Annotated in this window: 17 protein-coding genes and 1 other annotated feature; of the genes, 14 read left to right on the top strand and 3 right to left on the bottom strand. The window is 49.7% G+C overall.

All coding sequences use genetic code 11. The features are described 5' to 3' along the window. Window positions 1-105: 105 nt before the first annotated feature. From pcrA to COY37_RS06230, 6 genes are all read left to right on the top strand, one after another. Window positions 106-2,208, top strand: coding sequence for a DNA helicase PcrA (pcrA, locus tag COY37_RS06255; protein WP_286679365.1), 2,103 nt, complete (start codon window positions 106-108; stop codon window positions 2,206-2,208). A gap of 227 nt (window positions 2,209-2,435) precedes the next feature. Continuing rightward, window positions 2,436-3,071 carry a hypothetical protein gene (locus tag COY37_RS06250; protein WP_286679364.1) on the top strand — a complete coding sequence of 212 codons (636 nt, stop codon included), beginning with the start codon at window positions 2,436-2,438 and terminating at the stop codon, window positions 3,069-3,071. Window positions 3,072-3,336: 265 nt separating this feature from the next. After that, window positions 3,337-3,750 (top strand): OsmC family protein, encoded by a 414-nt coding sequence (locus COY37_RS06245; RefSeq protein WP_286679363.1) that lies wholly within the window; start codon window positions 3,337-3,339, stop codon window positions 3,748-3,750. 247 nt (window positions 3,751-3,997) lie between these two features. After that, window positions 3,998-4,266 (top strand) — a binding site (T-box leader). Between the two features lie 79 nt (window positions 4,267-4,345). Then, window positions 4,346-5,518 (top strand): homocysteine biosynthesis protein, encoded by a 1,173-nt coding sequence (locus COY37_RS06240; RefSeq protein WP_286679362.1) that lies wholly within the window; start codon window positions 4,346-4,348, stop codon window positions 5,516-5,518. Then, window positions 5,519-5,920 carry an NIL domain-containing protein gene (locus tag COY37_RS06235; RefSeq protein WP_286679361.1) on the top strand — a complete coding sequence of 134 codons (402 nt, stop codon included), beginning with the start codon at window positions 5,519-5,521 and terminating at the stop codon, window positions 5,918-5,920. Window positions 5,921-6,036: 116 nt separating this feature from the next. Continuing rightward, window positions 6,037-7,095 carry a uroporphyrinogen decarboxylase/cobalamine-independent methonine synthase family protein gene (locus COY37_RS06230; RefSeq protein WP_286976788.1) on the top strand — a complete coding sequence of 353 codons (1,059 nt, stop codon included), beginning with the start codon at window positions 6,037-6,039 and terminating at the stop codon, window positions 7,093-7,095. Between the two features lie 26 nt (window positions 7,096-7,121). Here COY37_RS06230 and COY37_RS06225 read toward each other — a convergent pair whose 3' ends face one another. Next, the gene (locus COY37_RS06225; protein WP_286679359.1) at window positions 7,122-7,340 is read right to left on the bottom strand and encodes a hypothetical protein; all 219 of its coding nucleotides are present in this window, start codon (window positions 7,338-7,340) and stop codon (window positions 7,122-7,124) included. 246 nt (window positions 7,341-7,586) lie between these two features. Here COY37_RS06225 and COY37_RS06220 point away from each other — a divergent pair, with 246 nt between their 5' ends. Then, a complete protein-coding gene (locus tag COY37_RS06220) occupies window positions 7,587-8,381 on the top strand; it encodes a hypothetical protein (protein ID WP_286679358.1) in 795 nt (264 codons plus the stop codon). A 30-nt stretch (window positions 8,382-8,411) separates the two neighbouring features. On the opposite strand, the gene COY37_RS06215 is transcribed toward COY37_RS06220, so the two are convergent. Next, window positions 8,412-9,872 carry an MFS transporter gene (locus COY37_RS06215; RefSeq protein ID WP_286679357.1) on the bottom strand — a complete coding sequence of 487 codons (1,461 nt, stop codon included), beginning with the start codon at window positions 9,870-9,872 and terminating at the stop codon, window positions 8,412-8,414. A 124-nt stretch (window positions 9,873-9,996) separates the two neighbouring features. Then, the gene (locus COY37_RS06210) at window positions 9,997-11,193 is read right to left on the bottom strand and encodes an FprA family A-type flavoprotein (protein WP_353682484.1); all 1,197 of its coding nucleotides are present in this window, start codon (window positions 11,191-11,193) and stop codon (window positions 9,997-9,999) included. 261 nt (window positions 11,194-11,454) lie between these two features. On the opposite strand from COY37_RS06210, the gene COY37_RS06205 reads away from it, so the two are divergent. The 7 genes from COY37_RS06205 to COY37_RS06175 all read left to right on the top strand — a co-directional run bounded on the left by COY37_RS06205 (window position 11,455) and on the right by COY37_RS06175 (window position 19,596). Further along, window positions 11,455-12,792: a discoidin domain-containing protein gene (locus COY37_RS06205; protein ID WP_286679355.1), complete on the top strand. Its 1,338-nt coding sequence runs from the start codon at window positions 11,455-11,457 to the stop codon at window positions 12,790-12,792. 130 nt (window positions 12,793-12,922) lie between these two features. Then, window positions 12,923-14,437: a sensor domain-containing diguanylate cyclase gene (locus COY37_RS06200; RefSeq protein ID WP_286976783.1), complete on the top strand. Its 1,515-nt coding sequence runs from the start codon at window positions 12,923-12,925 to the stop codon at window positions 14,435-14,437. Window positions 14,438-14,661: 224 nt separating this feature from the next. Further along, window positions 14,662-15,105, top strand: coding sequence for a hypothetical protein (locus tag COY37_RS06195; protein ID WP_286679353.1), 444 nt, complete (start codon window positions 14,662-14,664; stop codon window positions 15,103-15,105). 93 nt (window positions 15,106-15,198) lie between these two features. Then, complete coding sequence (locus COY37_RS06190) at window positions 15,199-15,681, top strand: GerW family sporulation protein (RefSeq protein ID WP_286679352.1); 483 nt, start codon at window positions 15,199-15,201, stop codon at window positions 15,679-15,681. 70 nt (window positions 15,682-15,751) lie between these two features. Further along, a complete protein-coding gene (locus COY37_RS06185) occupies window positions 15,752-16,300 on the top strand; it encodes a type 1 glutamine amidotransferase domain-containing protein (protein ID WP_286679351.1) in 549 nt (182 codons plus the stop codon). 57 nt (window positions 16,301-16,357) lie between these two features. Continuing rightward, entirely contained in the window at window positions 16,358-17,251 is an 894-nt protein-coding gene (gene amrS, locus COY37_RS06180; RefSeq protein WP_286679350.1) for an AmmeMemoRadiSam system radical SAM enzyme, read from the top strand. Between the two features lie 401 nt (window positions 17,252-17,652). Beyond that, a complete protein-coding gene (locus tag COY37_RS06175) occupies window positions 17,653-19,596 on the top strand; it encodes a molybdopterin-dependent oxidoreductase (RefSeq protein ID WP_286976779.1) in 1,944 nt (647 codons plus the stop codon). Window positions 19,597-19,742: the final 146 nt, after the last annotated feature.

The following is a 19,742-nucleotide window of genomic DNA, read 5'->3' as shown; positions in this document are numbered from 1 at the left end:
TGAGGAATATACAAAACCATCTGCTGCCTAATGTCCCAAGAAATAGTAAAATGTTCTTTGTGCGCATCACGGGTAAGTCCGAAAATCGCGATAAGAGGAAAGCAAATGCTGGATAACTTAAATCAAGTTCAACAAGAAGCGGTAACACATAAAGACGGGCCGGTTCTCATCCTTGCGGGGGCGGGAAGCGGTAAGACAAGGGTGCTTACATACAGGATCGCCTACCTTATAAAAGAAAAGGATATAAGTCCTTTCGATATCCTGGCCATTACCTTTACAAACAAGGCGGCTAACGAGATGAAGGAGCGCATCGCCGCGCTCGTGGGGAGGGTGAGCCGGGCGATGTGGATAAGCACATTCCACTCGACATGCGCGAGGGTGCTGCGACAGGAGGCGGAGCGCCTTGGGTACAGCAAGAACTTCGTCATCTACGACAGCAACGATTCGGGCAGGCTTATAACTTACTGCATGAGGGATTTAAACATCGATAACAAGCGCTACCCATCGAATAAAGTCGCCGCCGCCATTTCAAGCGCCAAGAATGAATTGATGGATGCCGAAACCTTTCGCGCGCGCGCGCAAACATACGCCGAGCGGGTGGTCGCCGATGTCTACAAGCTGTACCAGGATCGCATCTACAAGAGCAACGCGTTGGATTTTGATGATCTCATCATGGTGACGGTAAACCTGTTCCAGCTCTTCCCGTCGGTTCTCGATGCCTACCAGGAGAAGTTCAAATATATCCTGGTCGACGAGTATCAGGATACCAACCCTGCCCAGTATGAGCTGATAAGAACGCTGGCCGGCAAGCACCGCAACCTTTGCGTCGTCGGAGACGCGGACCAGTCGATCTATAGGTTCCGCGGGGCGGATATACGAAATATCCTCGAGTTTGAGCGCGACTACCCGGATTGCCGCGTTATCAAGCTCGAGCAAAACTATCGCTCGACAAAGACGATCCTTAACGCGGCTAATTATGTCATGCAGAACAACCGCTCGCGCAAGCCGAAGGCGCTCTGGACCGAAAATGGCAAGGGAGACCCCATCGTCCGTTACCAGGGCGAAAACGAACACGAGGAGGCGACCTTTGTCGCCGGCGAAATCGAGCAGATGGTAAAGAAAGGCAGGCAGTATAAAGAATTCTCCGTGTTTTATCGCACGAACGCACAATCACGCGTTCTTGAGGAGATTTTCCTGCGCTACGGCGTACCCTATAGGATTATCGGGGGCTTGAAGTTCTACGAGCGCGCCGAGATCAAGGATGTCCTGGCTTACCTGCGCGTGCTTTCGAATCCGCAGGATACGGTCAGCTTAAAGAGGATTATCAACGTCCCGCGACGTGGACTCGGCAACACGACAATCCAGAAAGTTGACGCTTACTCGCTCAAGCACAACATCAGTTTTTCCCAGGCGCTCAACAACGTCGACGATATAAACCAGCTCTCGACCGCAGCGGTTAAGAATATCAAAAAGTTCCTGGTCTTACTCGACGAGCTACAGCGGGTTAAGGAGAAAGAGACCCTGGAGAACCTTACTAAGGCATTGCTGGATGCGACCGGCTACCTTGCAATGTATGATGCTTTAGGGACGGTGGAGGCAGAAGGCAGGGCGGAGAACGTCCGTGAGTTTATCGGCGTTATCAAAGAGTTCGAGGAGAGCCGCGCCTCCTGTACGCTCGACGAGTTTCTAGAAGAGATAGCCCTGATCGCGGATATCGATAGCTACGATGACGACAATAACGCGGTGACCCTGATGACGGTGCACAATGCTAAGGGCCTCGAGTTTAATATCGTCTTTATCGTCGGTATGGAAGACGGCATTTTCCCCCACATCCGGTCGATGACTGAGACCGCCGAGCTTGAAGAGGAGCGCCGTCTTTTCTACGTCGGTATCACCCGGGCCATGCAGAAGCTCTACTTATGTAACGCCTGGTCGCGAAATCTTTGGGGCGGGGTAAACTACAACTCCCCGTCGCGCTTCTTGCACGAGATCCCTGCGGATCTCCTCGAGAGCGCCGAGCAGGTTGATGTAAAAGCCAAACCGCCGTCTGAAATCGGCGCTTTCAATATCGGGGATAACGTCTTTCATAAAAAATTCGGAGAGGGCCGCATAACGGCCGTTAAGGGTGCCGACCAGGTAACGGTTCTGTTCGCTGCCGAGGGTGAAAAAACCCTGCTTCTTAATTACGCCCCGCTTGAGAAACGGTAAACAACTAAAGACCTCCCCCACCAAAGCCCTTCTGCGATCTTACCGGCGATGGCTATGTCTATGTTACTAAACCTTACATAATTAACTGAAAGATTGATATTTATGATTGCGGTAGTGTTATGATATAGTACTATATGGGGATGATAGTATAGCCCTTGTTTGCACGATAAGCGCAACTCTTTGGTTTGCCTGGATATCAACCGTATTAAATCCGTGGAGGTACGGTCATGCAGCGTATTGTTTTGAAACTGGTAGTTATCGTGGCATCGCTCGTATTGCTGAGCCCATCTTCCGCTTATGCCAAGCTCGCTCTTTATTCTCCTGCGGACATGATTACTAAATCGCAGCTAATCGTAATCGCTAAAGCTACACAGCGCTCTGAGCAGGGGCAGCGGGTGACCGGAAAGTTTGCGATTCAGAAGGTGCTTATCGGCGATTACGAGTCAAAGACCATCCTGGTCGAGCATAGGCGAGGTGAGTGCGATGCTACGCCCGACATCCCCGATGTGGGAACCGAAGTTTTTATGCTGCTGTCAAAGGATTACGAGGGCAATTATTGCTGTATCAACCCCAACTCTATGGGAATTATCAAAAACGGTCGGGTTGCGTGCATTTATCAGGGGGTTAACGTTGATCGCCAACCCTACGTGCACGTCTATAACTGCTTCATAGAGGGTATTGCGCGCATCGAGTCCGAATCCGCACGTAAGCAAGCCGACATAACGGGCGCGTCGACAAGCAAAGACGACCTTGCGAAAAGCCCTAACGGCTCTAAATTAATCTACACAGAGGTACTTATCCCCGCAGCTTTATTAATCCTGTTCTTATACCTGAGGCGGGAGCACTCAGAGACAGACCAATAGAGTTCACTCTTATCTAAACTTCCTGCATAAAGCCTTTTTGACCGGCTTCAACAGCCTTTTTAATCGACGCTTCAAGGTGGGGCGGAAGCCCCATAATATCGACAATTATCGTCCCGAACTCGTAGTTTATAGGAAAATATTTTTTGACAAGCTTGTAGCCATACGCAGAAAGGTCGTAGGATGAACAAAAGTAGTTTTCTAGAAGTTATAAGCCACACAATATAAGCCACATAAAAATTTATTTTTAAGGAAAGCGGTATAAAACATGAAAGCGAAAGTAAAGTGGGTAGACGGCCAACAGTTTGTCGGGGTGAACGAGCGCAACATGCCCGTAGTGATGGACTCCCTACCTGAAGGAGGCGGGGAGGGCGTTGGGCCCAAGCCGACCGAGTTGTTTCTAATTGCCTTTGCCGGGTGCACGGGAATCGATGTTATATCGATCATGAAAAAGAAACGCCAAAAGGTAACCGGCTTTTCAGTCGAGATCGAGGGAATCCAGGGGGAGGAGTTTCCAAAGCCGTTTAACGATATTAAGCTCATCTATAAAGTAAAGGGCGAAAACATCGATGCAAAAGCGCTCGAATCGGCGATTAAACTGTCCGAAGAAAAATACTGCTCAATACGGGCGACGCTGACCGGCCGGCCGAACATCACGCATGAGTATGTGATCGAGCCCTAGTTCTGCGGCTCTCGCGACCGTTCGGCTCTCAAAATTAAAATATATCGTCGACTTTATAGCTTTGTTGACAATCTACACAACGCCGTGTTAGCTTAAATTCAATGTCACTAATGCGTTTAATAGCGATACAGCCACTATATTGTGATGATGGGTACTTGCTTAGCTGTCATTCTGAAGCGTTGTGAAGAATCTCGAGTGCACTTGGGGTGATTGTCACTTATCAGCGTCTAGGTGTAGCTAAAGCGATATAATAGCGATAATGGGAACGAGTAGGTCTGAGGTTGACCGCTAAAGCGACCCGGAGAAGGTGAAAGCCGGGGCGGCGAGAAGACCGAACATGGCCCCAGAGCTTCCGGAAGAAACGGCGCCAACCGTGCGCCCGAGTAGAACCGGACGGTTCCAGCCGTTACCTGGATTAAGAGCAGCCGGCACCTGATAAGTGAAGACACTTCCTCGACGCGGAAGGGGCCGGGTGAATTTGGGTGGTACCACGGGAAATTTCCTCTCGTCCCATATGGGATTGAGGGGTTTTTTGTTATGTAAGACAAAAATAAAAGCCCAGCCGAAAAGGTGGGCGCGGTGCAAGGGAGGTTATATGGCCGTCAAGAAAACGTACGAAGAGATTAACGAAAAGATTCGACGCGGCGAAGCGGTTGTCGTGACCGCTGAAGAAATCATCGACATCGTCAAAGACGAGGGCGTTGCGAAAGCAGCCCGGAAGGTAGATGTCATAACCACGGGGACGTTTGGGCCCATGTGCTCGACTGGGGCTTTCATCAACTTCGGCCACTCCGACCCACCGATAAGAATGGCGAAAGTTTGGCTTAACGATGTGCCGGCGTACGCGGGTGTGGCGGCGGTCGATGCATACATCGGTGCGACCGAGCTTTCCGAGGTCTTAGGTATGGCCTACGGCGGCGCGCACGTCATAGAAGATTTGATCGCCGGCAAGAAAGTGAAGCTGGTGGCAAAATCCTACGGCACCGACTGCTATCCAAGAAAAGAGATAGAAACCTATATAAACAAGGATGTCATAAACGAGGCATACCTGTTTAATCCGAGGAACGCCTATCAGAACTACGCGGTAGCCGTAAACTCGTCGGCTCGCATTTTGTATACCTATATGGGGACGTTACTCCCGCGCCTCGGCAATGCCACATACTGCAGCGCGAGCCAGTTGAGCCCGTTAATAAACGACCCGTTCTATAGGACGATCGGCATAGGCACAAGGGTATTTTTGGCCGGCACGCAAGGCTATGTCGCCTGGCAGGGCACGCAGTTTAATCCGCAGCAGGCGCGCGGCGAAAACGGTGTCCCGCTCTCACCGGCCGGCACACTGGCGCTGATCGGCAATCTAAAACAAATGAATACCGATTTCATAAGGGCCGCGACCTTCCATAACTATGGTACGACCATGTTTGTCGGCGTCGGCGTGCCCATACCCGTCCTCGACGAGGATATTGTGGAGAAGGCCAGCATAAGCGATAAGGATATTTACACGACGATAGTGGACTACAGCGTCCCGCAGCGCTCAAAACCGAATTTCGGCCGGGTAAGTTACGCCGAGCTGAGAAGCGGCAAGATAGAGATAAACGGCAAGCAGGTGCGAACGGCCCCGATATCGAGTTACACCAGGGCAAGAAAGATTGCCGAGACGTTGAAGACCTGGGTTAAGGAAGGAAAGTTCTTCGTCCAGCAGCCGGTCGAAACGTTCAAGCTTGGTCAGTCGGTGAAGCCTCTTGAGATCGTTACAGAGGAGGAGATTTAAATGGCAAAGAAAAAAATCGTCCTTCACTTCCCGGAGGAAAGCATAGAAAAACCGTTAACGTACCACCTGGTAAAGGACTATGATCTTATCCCGAACATCCTCCGTGCGCAAATCGATGAAAACGAGGGTATGTTGGTTATGGACCTTGAGGGTGCGCCCGATCAGATACAAAAAGGCATTGCCTTTTTAAAAGAGCAAAACGTCGGCATCCAGGAAGCGATTAAAGACATCATCGTAGACCGCGAGCGATGCGTAGATTGCGGCTCCTGCACCGGCGTCTGCCGCCCCGGCGCTCTCACAATGGGTTCCGACTGGAAACTCGCCTTCGACCAGGAAAAATGCGTTTTCTGCCAGCTTTGCATCAACGCATGCCCGGTACGAGCGATAAAAGTCCAATTCTAAGAGAAGAAGCGGGGAGTCAGAAGCCAGAATTCAGACTGATAATTATGTATAATAAAAGCGGGACGGCGTTGTTACGACCCCGTCCTGACAAATCTATAACAGCGAGGTAGACCCACATGTCTTTTGAGGCTAAATGCATGGCCACTGCCATAGGGAGTGTGCCGCATACCGACGTTGATGCCGCATGCCGGTTGGTGTTCGATAACTTGCGTGATATCCCGATGTGGCCGCAACTACCCAACCTGGGCTTTAAGGAAAACATATACGTGCAGTGCACCGAGGGTATGCCGGGCATAGTCGTGGACGAGGCTTCGAACAGGATTTATTTCGATACGACCAGGGATATCGTCGGTGAACTCGAGGTGCTTTACGGGCACTATATAAACAACGAGATCGACCGGTTGGCGATAAGTCGCGAACATGCGCAGGGCCTCTACCGGTTCCTCGAGATTTTAAAGGAAGACCGGTATCCAGACATAAAAATGCTCAAAGGGCACATAGTCGGCCCAATAACCATAGGGTTTACTGTCTCCGACCAAAACAAAAAGCCCGGATTCTACGACGACGTCCTGCGCGAGGGTATTGTCAAGACGCTCGCCATGAAGGCAAAATTCCAGGTCGAAAAGTTTAAAGAGGTGCGGCCCGATCTTCCCGCACTGATCTTTATCGACGACCCGTACATCACATCCATCGGTTCGGCCTTTGTGAGCCTCGACCGGGACGAAGTAATCAAGTATTTTAACGAGATAATCGACGCGGTCGACGGTTTCACCGGGATTCACTGTTGCGCCAACACCGACTGGAGTCTTCTTGCCCAAACCAACGTGGACGTTATAAGTTTCGATGCCTACGACTACAGCGAAACCGTGGCCCTCTATCCTGCGGAAATTAAATCATTCCTGGATAGAGGAGGGGTTCTTGCCTGGGGCATCGTCCCCTCCGGGCTCCCCACGCCCGAGACGGTTGCAGGGGAAACCACCGAAAGCCTTATCATACGGCTGGAAGAGGGCATGCAGCTTCTCGTGGATAAAGGAATAGATAAAGAGGTCCTCATCAACCAGGCCCTTATAACACCCAGTTGCGGCACCGGCGTGATGAGGCCCGACCTTGCCGAGCGCACCTTCACGCTCGCACGAGAGATTTCCGAAGCCATGCGCGCAAAATATTTCGATTAAAGGGGGACGTTGTTTCCTGTGAGTCCTTATTGATTAGCGGCCCGTTTCTCCGGCGACTCTTGCTGCTCGGTTGGCGTATCGGTCTGGGCCTTGCGGCTCGGCGCGGTATCGATATATCTTACATTACTCTCGTTTCGCGTTAATTCCGGCCCTAACCGCCCGGTCAAGCGCGCATAAATCAGCCTACCAAACAAGCCGAAGATAAACCCTATAATAAACAGGAGTGCAAAGTCAAAAACATCCATAAAAACCACCTTAACTTTAGTCAGCCCTCAATTATTAATCCTTTGCTATGAATCCTTTATTAATGCACTTAAGGTTGCCCGGTATATTTACGAAATAACTCTTGTCGGCACTGATTTCTTTATTCCCGCCGTGAAGGTATTTAACCCATCGGTTGGATAAAGTTATTTGGTCGCTAAAGTTGTATAATGAGACAATTATTGACCGATTCGGCTTATGGATATAAATAACATTATGAAGGGATGTTAATGGACCACAATAAAGACCTGATTAATTCGTCAAATCGCGAGAATGGTTTGACCAACATAAATAGGGCGATATATAAGAAGCTCATAGAGTGCCAGGTTCCTCAAATGATAGCGGTAAAACCCGCCTATAACCTGGCCCAAATGTATATGCAAGCGCTGGATTTTACCGCAAAGGCCAACGACCTCATCAAGGCGACGGAGACTACGGATATCGCAGGGAAAATACTTGAGATGCGCGAAGCGGTAAAGAGCCTCCGCCATTTCTCCGAGCAATTCGGGCGCAGCTACTATGTGCTCATGGACAAGGTGAGCGCGCTGACGGAAAACTGGCTCAGTGAAGAGACGGATCAGGATGCGGATATGGATGAGGTTGAAGAGGTGCTCGAGGGGCTTAAGACCAACGAACTCGGTGAAGGCTTAAAGGACGAGGTAAAGGCCCACTCCAGGCAACAGTATAGCGTTGTCGTAAAGAAGCTTATATCAAAAGGTTGCCCCGAGGACATGACGAATTACTTCGCCGAAAATCTGTTTGAGCTTAAAAGCGAGACCGACGGCCTCATTGCCCTGGTAGACCGCCTTGTTTCTTTGGATGACGATTTTGAAGACCTGATTCTAGATGTCGAGGAAGCGCTTATAGAGTTATCTATCCCCTGGGTAGGCTTCAGCCCGGGCGAGACTGCGCACGCATTGTGGCATATCGGCGACCACGACGAAGACAATTTCTTCTTCATGGGGTTTTTAGGCTGGTCGCTCGCCATCCTTGAAAACCTCCAGGAAAATATCGAAAACTTATAGAAAATTCTTCCCGGTTTGCCAGTCACCGTTTTAGCCTTGATCCGGCTTACCCGGCCCTGCAGGGCCACTTAGTGCGCCTTGTGTGACGGATACCGCACCACCGCGCACAAGAGAGGCGACGACGCCGATTCCTGCAATAACCGATCCGGAAACAAATGCGATATGAATCGCCGATGCCATGTGCGGATCGGCGGGTCCCGCCGGGGCGTACGTGCCGACAATCGCACCCGCCATAGCCACGCCCAGCACCATCCCGACACTTCGCATTGTTGCTTGCATACCTGCAGCGATACCCAGGCGATGCCGCGGGACCGCCCCCATAATTGCGCTCGAGTTAGGGGACTGGAACAGCCCGGCTCCGAATCCGAAGAGACCAAGAAAAAGTGCTACCGGCAGGATTCCGGTGCTGACCGATGTCCGTGATAACCCCAACAGTGCGAGCGCGTTGATCGTCAGGCCTAGCGAGGAAAGCATGCGCGACCCTATCTTGTCGGAGAGGGTCCCGGAAATCGGTGCGACAAGTCCGATAAAAAGCGGTATTACAGTCAATACCAAACCGGTTGTTTGGATAGATTCGCCGAAGACGTCGCGCAGATAGAAGGGCGTCAGGAATGTAGCAATAAAAAGGGATGCGTAGTTTATTAACGCGCTGATATTTGCGGTCGTAAAGAGTCGGATTCTAAAAAGCGATAAATCAAGCATCGGCTCCTCGACTTTGTTTTCAAAATAGAGGAATGCGGCGGCGAATACGACGGCCGCAAGCAGCAGCCCGATGGTTGAAGACGACCGCCAACCCCACTTATCCCCCATACTTAGTGCGAGCAAGACAGAGAAGAGGGCCAAAAACGCCATTGTCGCGCCGGCGAAATCAAAACGTTTTACCGTTGGCAACTTGCTCTCTTTAAGGATAAAAGCCGCCATAATCGAGGCTATGATGCCGATGGGGATATTAACGAAGAATATCCATCTCCACCCGAAATTGTGCACGATAAACCCGCCAAGCGTCGGGCCGACCGTTAATCCTATGGCAACCGAGATACTGATCAAACCGAGGGCCTTGCCGCGCTCGGTCGGAAACGCATCGGTTAATATTGCGGGGCTGCTGGAAAACATGCATGTCGCCCCAACAGCCTGCACGACTCGAAAAAACACCAATTGCTGGACTGAGCCGGAAATACCGCATAAAGCAGAGGCGGCCGTGAAAGTAAGAAAACCTATAATATAAATCCGCTTATGTCCCACCATATCGCCAAGGCGACCGGTGCTTAGCAGCAGGGACGATGTGGTGAGCAGGTAGGCCATAACAACCCATTCCACCGTCGTGATCCCAACGGAGAAGTACTTGGTCAATGACGGAATAGCGATATTGACGATGCTCGAATCAAGCGGCCCCATAAATGTTCCTACGAATACAGTTGCCAAGACATACCAGTGGTAATTGCTTTTTGTGGCTTTAACTGTGTCTTTTTCGATGACCTCTGGTACTTTCAAGCAAGCCTCCTCATCGGGTGCCCCCGATAATAGCTAAAAGATATTACGCGTTCACATATTAATAGCACCTCCGCCTGTTTCCATCAAGATTGGATACTAACCATAATCGCTTGCAGGTTAGCGCTTAATCAGAATAAGCCTTAAAGCCGTTTTCGCGATGCTTGGCCGCAATTTCACCGGCAAGGCGGTCCAGCGCAGCAAACGTCTCCTGCGTTGGCGCCCCTTTAACGATAACGGGTTCGATTACCTCTACTTTAAGATTAGTAAGAATACCGCTTACTTGCTCAACCACTTTTGTCCCCCAGCCGTACGAGCCTATAAGCGAGACAAATCTCAACTTTGGGCGAAGAGCATTGGCAAGATGCGCTGCGTAGAGCGCCAGGGGATGTGCTCCCATGAGCACGGTCGGCGCTCCGAGAACGATGGTGGCAGCGTCAACAAGCCCGATCCCGAGCTCCCCGAGATCCACCGACGTCAAATCAAACTGCTCAACAGTAACACCCTGGTCGATCAGCGCCCCAACCAGGCGATCGACCATCAGTTTCGTGCTCCCGTGCATGGTCACATAGGGAATAACGACAAGGTTCTTAGGCTCCGGGTCGGCCCAATCCCGATACGATTCGATGATCGTTCTCGGCTTGTTATAGAGGGGCCCATGACTCGGGGCGACAATATCGATCTCAAGCCCGCTTATCTTATCCAGGTTGTTTTGTATTGCAGCCCTGAACGGCATCATGATCTCGCCGAAATACCGCTTTGCCGCTATATGTAGCGCCGCCTTGTCATCCACAAAAAGATCGCTTGAAGCTAGATGGGCGCCCAAGAAATCACAAGAGAACAGGATGCGATCCTCCTTAAGGTACGTCACCATAGTCTCAGGCCAGTGCACCCATGGCGTATAGAGGAACTGCAAGCTTTTGCCGCCAAGCTCAAGCGTTGCGCCGTTTTCTACGGTGTGAAATCGCTCTTCCGGGATAGCGAGAAGGTCGATAAGCATGGGCTTGCATTTATTCGAGCAGACAAGCTGTGCCATAGGGAAGGCATCAAGCACAACAGGTAAGCTTCCAGAGTGGTCCTGTTCGGCATGATTAGCGACGACATAATCAATGCTATCAACCCCCAATTCTTTCAGATTGCCCAGCAATACATGTGTCATTGTCGGATCAACCGTTTCTATCAGCATCGTTTTCTCGCCGCCCTTAACCAGGTATGAGTTATATGTCGTTCCTTCGGGCAGGGGAATCAGCGCATCAAACAGGCGCCTATCCCAATCAATCGCACCAACTGCATAAACATCCGTTTTGATCTTCCTAACGCTCATCATTACATCTCCAACCTTTAAAATAGTTATTTACCGCCATATATCTACTCTCCTGTCTCGTTTATTTTTCCCAAAGCGAAGACTCCCGTAACCTAAATATTATAGCGCCTTGCCTACTAACGCTCATTATACAATTTACCTGCAAAGCATTAAATCAACAAAACGTCGCCAATTGGATGAATTTTCTATAGAATATATAGTAAGATGTCGGAGTAGATAATGAAGTGAGGTAAGGCCGACTTTTGGCTTCAAGGTGAATATATGAAACGAGATAGATTTATTGGCATCTTGGTACTGGCTGCACTTTTGATCCTCATAGTCCCAACAACCGCATATGCGAACAGCGCATATCTAGGTTCCTCGGGAGTCCCAATAAAACCCCAGGACAGCTCAGACATAGAGCTTGAAAAACAAGTAATGCAGATATGGCTCAGAAATGGCTTTGCTGAAGTAGAGAACGTCTATCAATTTCACAACGCCGGCCAGGAACAAGAATTCGTAATGGGAGTGCCGGAGGATATCAACTCCAAAAGCGCTCTGAAATACGGGATTTTTAATTTCAAGGCCTACGTGGATGGCAACGAAGTCGACACACGCAACGTAAAAACGACCGATCAGAAAATCGGCAACATGTACGGCAACATTAACTGGTATGTACATAACGTACTGCTGATAAAGGACCAGAGAAGGGTTGTTGTGCATAGGTACTGGATACGAATGATGCCGTGGAGTAACAAAATCGTTATCCCGCTCGATCCCGGATCGACGTGGAAAGGCTCAATCGGTGAGGCCACGTATGTCGTCCGCTTGATGGGCGATCTCAACGAAAGAGCCCTTGTTTACCCGCAGGGGTTCGGTGAGTTTACCGGAAAATTCGCGGTTCTACCCATCGGATTCACGTCCGGCAAAGATCAACTGACCTGGGGCTTCACCAATTATGTTCCGCACGGGAACATGGAAATAGGGATTTTCCCAGATAAAGATTATCACTTTATACAGAGTATCAGAGTATCGGGCATCCATGAGGATAACGGAAACCAGTGGGGCCCTAAGAACTTGGTTGACGGGGATCCCACAACCGCATGGGGCGTCGGTGGGCCAGGGAAAGACTCGTGGGCGATATTCTTCTTCGAAAAAAAGAAATGGGTTCGGGAATTCAGGATAATACCCGGCTACGGTACCCTTGGAAGCATGTATAAGACGTATAATCGCCCGCGCAAGATAACGCTGCGGTTTTCCGATGGCACAAGCCAGCGCTTCGAGCTTAAAGACGAACTTCAAATGCAATACCTGCCGCTAAAACCGGTGGAGACAAAGTATATTAAGCTCGATATAGATAGCGTATACAAAGGCATCTATCCTGATGTGAATTACATCAGCGAAGTGGAAATCGGGGAGCTAAGCTCGAACTCGAAATTCGACCCATCGAACTGGAAAATCGGCCTAAACCAGGTTGATGTTATGAACCTCAGATCCAGATACTCAACTACAGACCTCATAACCATAGCCGCAACCGCTACCGTATTCCTCTTTATTGGCTGGCAGGTGGTTGTAGGAATAAGGATGCGCGTGAAGAAAAACAAGCAATCCCCGATATAATAGCAGGCAGGCGACGTAAAAATACACTACAAAATATACACTACAATTCTAGTTATAATTGTTAAAGACATGTAACAAAACAGCCGATAATAACTCCTACACGCATCATTATTTTTTGAGGGGTATTTAAGTGCGTTCCACTACATCCGACGATTATAAACAACGTTCGTCTTTAAAGGGAAGATTGTATATTCTTCTGGCGGTCATGTTGCTGCCGTTTATCGCTTTTTCAATTTATAAGGCAATTGATATTAACAACCGCCTTGAAGCGGAAATACAGGCAAAAAACCTGAGCCTTGTAAAAAGCGTGGCGCATGACATCGATGAGTACATCAACTCTACCGGTGAAGTTCTTATTCCTATCGCGAACTTAAAAGATGTGCGCACCCAAAACTGGCCGGCGGTTAAAATCTACCTGGATCAGATTGTTCCGAAATACCCGTTTTATCATCTCATCGCTTTTGTCGACGTTAAAGGCAACCTCAAGGTCGCTGCAATGTCCGAGAAGATGGCAAAAAGCGAGGACGCTAAAAAAGTAAACGTAAGCGATACCGGATGCTATCGCCGGGGCATAGTCGCGAACGGCATAGCGGTTGGCGATTTCATGTATAGCAAACTCACGGGAATGCCGGTGACGCACGTGACATATCCGGTTTTTGATATGTCGGGCAAAAGAATCGGCCTTGTGGCGGCGGCCTTTGATCTAACGAAGATCCAGAATAAACTCATGAAGACTAATATCACCCAACACACGGTGATCAGTGTCGTCGATAACATGGGCACGTATATCGCCAGGAACAAAGACCCAAAGAAATGGGTAGGCAAGAATATCGCCGATGCCGATCGCTATAAGCTCATGCTGGGTAAGACCGAGGGAACATATAAAGCGATGTCTGCAGACGGAACGAATAGGGTGTATGCGTTCACCACGGCATCAAAGGTTCCATGGATAGTTAGAGCGGGTATTGATGAAAAGTATATCCTCGATCAGGTTCGAGCAGAGTTAATCAACCATTTTGCCGTCTTCATACCGCTCTTGCTAATAGCCATAATCGGTTGGGTGTGGACGGAACGAGATGTTAACAAGCTGCACCAAAAAACCGAGTACTTAAGTATTATAGATCCGCTAACAAGGCTCTATAATTGCAGGAAGCTTAATAACGACTTAAGCCTCGAACTCAGTCGAGCAAAGCGCTGTAAGAGACAGCTATCATTTGCAATGATCGATATAGACCATTTTAAGCAATACAACGATAATAACGGCCATCAGCTGGGTGACGAGGCCCTTGCATCGGTTGCCGAAATTATTCGAAATGCGGTGCGAGATATCGATTCCGTGTACCGTTATGGCGGCGAAGAGATGTGCGTTGTTCTCCCAGAGACGGATAAAGTGGGCGCGGCGGCCGTTGCCGAGCGTATTAGAGCCGATGTCGAGCAAGCGCGGTTTATAGGAGAGGAAAACCAGCCACTCGGTAAGCTAACCATATCTATCGGCGTAGCCACATATCCAAACGATTCTATCTCTAAAGAAGGCATTATTAAAAGTGCGGACATCGCTCTTTATAAAGCAAAAGACAAAGGCAGAAATAAAGTCGAGATGTACCGCGACCATGCATGCAGCTGCTCCCACGCGGCGAACATGTAGCTCACTTGGACAAAGAAGCCCCATAAGCAAACAGCACTCAGGTGCTGTTTTTTTATGCATTAATACTCAGCTCCGCCCGCAAGCTGTTTAGCAACAGCTCCTCCTGCGGCGGTGGCGATCGGTGTTTTTTGACCGGGGCAGGTGGGGCTGTTAGACTATAAATGCAGGGGTCACAGTGTGAACTCCGCAAAAAAACTATGTAATTATATAAGAGTGAGTGTATATTGAACTGCAAGAATCATCCAAATCGAGAAACAAACGTTTCCTGTAGCAACTGCGGCGAAGGCCTCTGCCCGGAGTGTATGGTGTATACTCCGGTTGGCATTAAGTGCCGCGAATGCGCCGCGCCGAACAGGGGAATGTTGCGGCAGGGGAAACCATCCCAGTATATCGGAGCGGCGTTGGCCGGGTTGGCTGCCTCAGTTATTGGTGGCTTCGTCTTAAGCATGGGGTTTCGCGGCTCCCTTTTCGTTAGTCTTATCTTCGGCCTGCTGGTTGGTGAGGCTGTCCGCAGGGGTGCGAGGGGAAATCGCGGCCCCGCCTTCATGGCGATCGCTGCAGTGACAACATTGATCGGGCTTCTGGCCGCCGGATACGGGTTTAATCCCATGGGTTTTGTATTCGCCCTTATCATAGCGGGTATTGCTGCTTATCGCTTAAGCGAATAATCTAGCCGCTACGTACTCCGTATTAAATTTCAACCTTCATGGGAATAGTTCAATTAGTTTAATTAAAACGAAAAACTATGGGGGGTGGACGATGTGAGCGATTTTAACAATACGGTCGACAAGATTATGTCGCAGTTGGGCGGGTTAAACGTTGAGATGATTTTTGGTGAGTCGCGACAAATCGGAGATAAGGTCGTGATTCCGGTTGGGACAATCGGATACGGTTGGGGAGGCGGCGGTGGTAAAGGTCCGGTGAAACAGAATGAGCCCGAAGCCGGGCCGGAAGGTGAGGGCGCCGGCGTCGGTATGGGTGTTAAGGTTAAACCCCTCGGCTTTATAACCGTTACGGCGGATCGTGTTAAGTATGAGCCCATCATAGACATGGGGCCCGTCATACTAATCTTCGGCGTCGTGTTTGGTCTGACACTCCTAAAGCTATCCAAGATGATGATGGGAAAGACAATGATGGGGCTCTGCGGATGGGGAAAATTTGCCAAACAAGGCATGTTTGGCAAACACGGTAAGTTCGGTAAACATGGTATGCACGCGCGTCACTTCCCTATGAAGAAAGATTAGCGGGTACCGTAAAGAGTTATTGCGTAAAGAGTTATTGTATATACGTATTGACTATAAAGGGAGGCCCGTTATGTCTCTTAAGACGAGGGATATCGCGATAGTTATCGCGAACGAGTTTGATGAGCAGGAGTTCAAGCAGCCGTATGAGCGCCTGCAGCAGGAAGGCGCCCGTGTTGTTGTAATCGGTATCGAAGCCGAACAAAACCTCGTAAGCCACCACCGGCAGGAAGAGGTCATGACCGATATGAGTTTTGATGATGTTAACGCCGATGATTTTGATGCCGTTGTTATTCCCGGTGGGTGCTCTCCGGATAAGCTTCGCCTGAGCGATAATGCGGTTGGGTTTGTGCGGGATATCTACGACCAGGGAAAGCTCGTGGCCGCAATTTGCCACGGGCCGTCGCTCTTGATTTCCGTGGGCATCGTTCGCGGAAAAACGATGACCTCATGGCCGTCGATTACCGTAGATCTTAAAAACGCCGGCGCTATAATTGTCGACGCCGAGGTGGTAATCGATGGCAATATCGTCACTTCGCGAAACGTATCCGACCTTCCGGCGTTTATCCGGGCGATTATCAATGTTCTTGAAGGCAAGGAGAAGATGGCTGCCGCCGGATAGCTGCGGGATCTGGCGCCGCTGTTCGCAGATAATACGAAGTGATTGCGGGTTAGCTCTATGAAAGAAGCGATGTTTTATGAAAAAAGGGCAGAGAATAAGGTCAAGTGTCGCCTGTGCCCCCAGCTGTGTTTGATCGAGCCGGGTGAGAGCGGCTATTGCTTTATTCGAAAGAACAGAGACGGAACTCTTTATGCGATGGAGTATGGGCGGGTCAGCTCGTCGTACCTCGATCCGATCGAGAAAAAGCCGCTCTATAACTTCCATCCGGGCTCGACTATTTTCTCAATAGGCGGCATCGGGTGTAATCTGCGCTGTCCCTGGTGCCAGAATTGGAACATAGCCCAGCCAAGCGATAGCTTTCCCGGGATTGAAATCGAGGACGTTACAAAGCAATTCACGGCAAGGCTTGACCCGAAGCAGGTTGTCGAACTGGCGAGAAAATATGTTCCGAACGAGTGTATCGGTGTCGCCTACACCTATAACGAGCCGTTCACCTGGTATGAATATGTTAAGGATACCGCGGTTCTGGTTAAGGAAGCGGGTATGTACAACGTGCTTGTTACCAATGGCTACGTCATGGAGGAGCCGCTTCGAGAGCTGTTGCCGCTTATCGATGCGATGAACATCGACGTGAAGGGATTTAGCGAATCGTTTTACCATAAGGTGGGCGGGCATCTCAGGCCGGTGCTGAAAACAGCCGAGCTATCGAAGGAATATTGCCATATCGAGATAACCAACCTGGTCATTCCCGGGCTAAACGACTCAAAAGAAGATATTGAGAAGCTGGTTGACTGGGTTGCCGGCACGCTGGGCAAGGACACACCCCTTCATTTTTCAAGGTATTTTCCATCGTACAAATTGGCGACCGAGCCGACGCCATTGGATACGCTGCACCTCGCAGAGCATATCGCACGAGAAAAACTCGACTTCGTATACCTCGGCAACGTTTAAACGAGTGCTGCTCCATGAGATAAGTTATTATCACTATTGAGGTTAGGCGTAGAGGCCGCCTCAAGAGGGGTCTTGTCGCCGAGTTGAGGACATCCATCTGTAGCACCGTTAGCTCATCTAGCACTGTTTTTGCTTCTTAAGTCCTAAAGCTTCTCCGGCATGAGTCCGATGTTAATGGTTAGCGTAAACGGGTTGGCGACCCTTTAAATCTTACGGCAAATAAAGCTTCAATATTTTCTGAGAAAGACATAGAATTAAGCTTATTGTTTCCGTATGGGGTCGGATCACAGCGTACAATTATTATCCAAACGGCAGGTAATGTAATAAAGCAATCGTATATGTCACTGATAGTAGTACGCGCAGACATTGAAGTATTTAATTATTAGCAGTAGGAGATGAAGATGTCCGAACGCCGCACCGTTCTTACAACCTGTACCCGTGATTGTCCGGATGCATGTGGCATTAACGTTTACGTGACCAACGACCGGTTGGTCGGATTAACCGGCGCGAAAGACCACGAAATCACCAAGCATTTTTTATGCAGAAAAGCCCTCAATTATATCCAGCGGTTCTACAGCAAGGACCGGATTTTAGAGCCCCTTATTAAAGTTGATGGAAACTGGCGGGAGATATCCTGGGAGACGGCGCTTTCCGCTATTGCGGGGAGGCTTGTTCAGACCATCGACCAATATGGAAGCCTCTCCGTCCTCCATTACCAGGGTTCTGGTTCACTAGGAGCCTTAAAAATGCTCAATAAAAGGTTCTTTAACCTGTTGGGCGGGGTGACGGAAGCATCCGGCAGTCTCTGTGGCGGCGCCGGTATCGCCGGGCAAACGATGGATTTCGGTTATCGCACGTGCCACGATCCCCTTGATCTGTTGAACTCCAGATTAATTGTCGTATGGGGAAGAAACCCATCCGAAACGAATATGCACTTGACGCATATCCTCAAAGAAGCCAGGTCCGGGGGCGCACGGGTTATTCTTATCGATCCCGTCGCCACCGATACCGCAAGATTTTGCGACATGCACATAAGCCCTAAACCCGGTATGGATGGGTACCTGGCTCTTGGCATGGCAAAGATAATCATTGAGTCAGACCTGGCGGATAAGAGTTTTATTGACAACCACACGGCAAATTTTGCCGAATATCGAAGCCTTGTGGATAGCTTTGATATGGAAACGCTAAGTGACAAATGCGGTGTTTCGATTGAAAATATTACCGGCCTTGCAACGCTTTATGGCGGGAAAAAGCCGGCGGCGATTGTTTGCGGCTGGGGACTTCAGCGATACGCGTGGGGCGCGGAGACATTCCGTCTCATCGATGCGCTTGGAGCGATAACCGGCAATATCGGGATACCCGGCGGTGGAATCAACCACGGGCATGATGAGCTCGACTACTTTGACGAATCCGTTAAGGGCAAAGAATTCGCCCGGCATTCGAGGAAGATACCCAAACCGCTACTGGGCAAGGCGATTGCCGAGTTGGATGATCCTCCAATAAAGATGGCCTTTATTAACGGTGGTAATCCCTTAAATCAATCGCCTAATATCACATCTGTCGCCGAGGCGCTCAAGAATATTGATTTTGTGGTTGTGTTGGAACAATTTATGACCGACACCGCCGAGAGCGCGGATGTTGTGCTTCCCGTAACCACGTTTTTAGAAGAGCATGATGTTATAGGCAGCTATTGGCATAATCTAGTGGGATTGGTTAATCCGGCTATCGAGCCTGTCGGCAATACGCGGAGCGATTTTGAAATCTACCGGGACCTCGCCCATTTCTTAGGCTTTGGCGATGAGATGGCCGGTACGCCGGAGAGTTGGATTCGAAAAATAATTAAGCCGCTGAAGAAATCAGGTATTACGTATGAGTCCTTGTTGGAATCCCATAAGCGTGTCCCAGGGGCGCCGATGGTGGCATTTGAGGACCGTTTGTTTAAAACCGAATCCGGTAAGTTTAATTTTATAACCGGTTTTTCGACATCAGAGATACAGTCGACCGATTATCCGCTCGTCCTGTTGTCTACACACAGCAGGAGCTGGATTCATTCCCAGCTGATACCGGACGAGAACAAATCATTGCCGGTTGCGAAGGTCAACCCTGCAACAGCCGCCACGTATGGGATTGAAGATACAGAGACCGCTCGCGTAGCATCCGCGCATGGCGAGCTAACCGCCATAATCAAGCTTGATGAAGGTATAAGGGAGAGCGTTGTTCGTATCGATCAAGGGCGATGGGCGAAGTTCGGGCAATCGCTCAACCAGTTGACACCGGCCTTGATGAGCAACGAAGGGCAGAACGCATGCTATTATCAAACAGCGGTTAAACTCGAAAAGATTTAACGTTATTAATTAAAAGCGCATGAGGTTTTGCCGATAATATTATATTAGTAATGGCGTTTGGTCTGTCATGGAGCAGGCGGAAGACCATTAACAGCTAGGAATCCGTTGAAAAAGGCGCTCTTACAACAATACTTTTAGGCTATTCA

The sequence above is a fragment of the Candidatus Aquicultor secundus genome (assembly GCF_002791875.1).
Taxonomy (GTDB): Bacteria; Actinomycetota; Aquicultoria; order Aquicultorales; family Aquicultoraceae; genus Aquicultor_A; species Aquicultor_A secundus.
Note: the sequence above shows the minus strand (reverse complement) of the source record. Positions and strands in the feature narration are given on the sequence as shown.

What these genes read in the sequence shown, in the direction of transcription:
- pcrA (WP_286679365.1), top strand. Translation starts at nt 106, where the DNA reads ATGCTGGATAACTTAAATCAAGTTCAACAAGAAGCGGTAACACATAAA.
- COY37_RS06250 (WP_286679364.1), top strand. Translation starts at nt 2,436, where the DNA reads ATGCAGCGTATTGTTTTGAAACTGGTAGTTATCGTGGCATCGCTCGTA.
- COY37_RS06245 (WP_286679363.1), top strand. Translation starts at nt 3,337, where the DNA reads ATGAAAGCGAAAGTAAAGTGGGTAGACGGCCAACAGTTTGTCGGGGTG.
- COY37_RS06240 (WP_286679362.1), top strand. Translation starts at nt 4,346, where the DNA reads ATGGCCGTCAAGAAAACGTACGAAGAGATTAACGAAAAGATTCGACGC.
- COY37_RS06235 (WP_286679361.1), top strand. Translation starts at nt 5,519, where the DNA reads ATGGCAAAGAAAAAAATCGTCCTTCACTTCCCGGAGGAAAGCATAGAA.
- COY37_RS06230 (WP_286976788.1), top strand. Translation starts at nt 6,037, where the DNA reads ATGTCTTTTGAGGCTAAATGCATGGCCACTGCCATAGGGAGTGTGCCG.
- COY37_RS06225 (WP_286679359.1), bottom strand. Translation starts at nt 7,340, where the DNA reads ATGGATGTTTTTGACTTTGCACTCCTGTTTATTATAGGGTTTATCTTC.
- COY37_RS06220 (WP_286679358.1), top strand. Translation starts at nt 7,587, where the DNA reads ATGGACCACAATAAAGACCTGATTAATTCGTCAAATCGCGAGAATGGT.
- COY37_RS06210 (WP_353682484.1), bottom strand. Translation starts at nt 11,193, where the DNA reads ATGAGCGTTAGGAAGATCAAAACGGATGTTTATGCAGTTGGTGCGATT.
- COY37_RS06205 (WP_286679355.1), top strand. Translation starts at nt 11,455, where the DNA reads ATGAAACGAGATAGATTTATTGGCATCTTGGTACTGGCTGCACTTTTG.
- COY37_RS06185 (WP_286679351.1), top strand. Translation starts at nt 15,752, where the DNA reads ATGTCTCTTAAGACGAGGGATATCGCGATAGTTATCGCGAACGAGTTT.
- amrS (WP_286679350.1), top strand. Translation starts at nt 16,358, where the DNA reads ATGAAAGAAGCGATGTTTTATGAAAAAAGGGCAGAGAATAAGGTCAAG.
- COY37_RS06175 (WP_286976779.1), top strand. Translation starts at nt 17,653, where the DNA reads ATGTCCGAACGCCGCACCGTTCTTACAACCTGTACCCGTGATTGTCCG.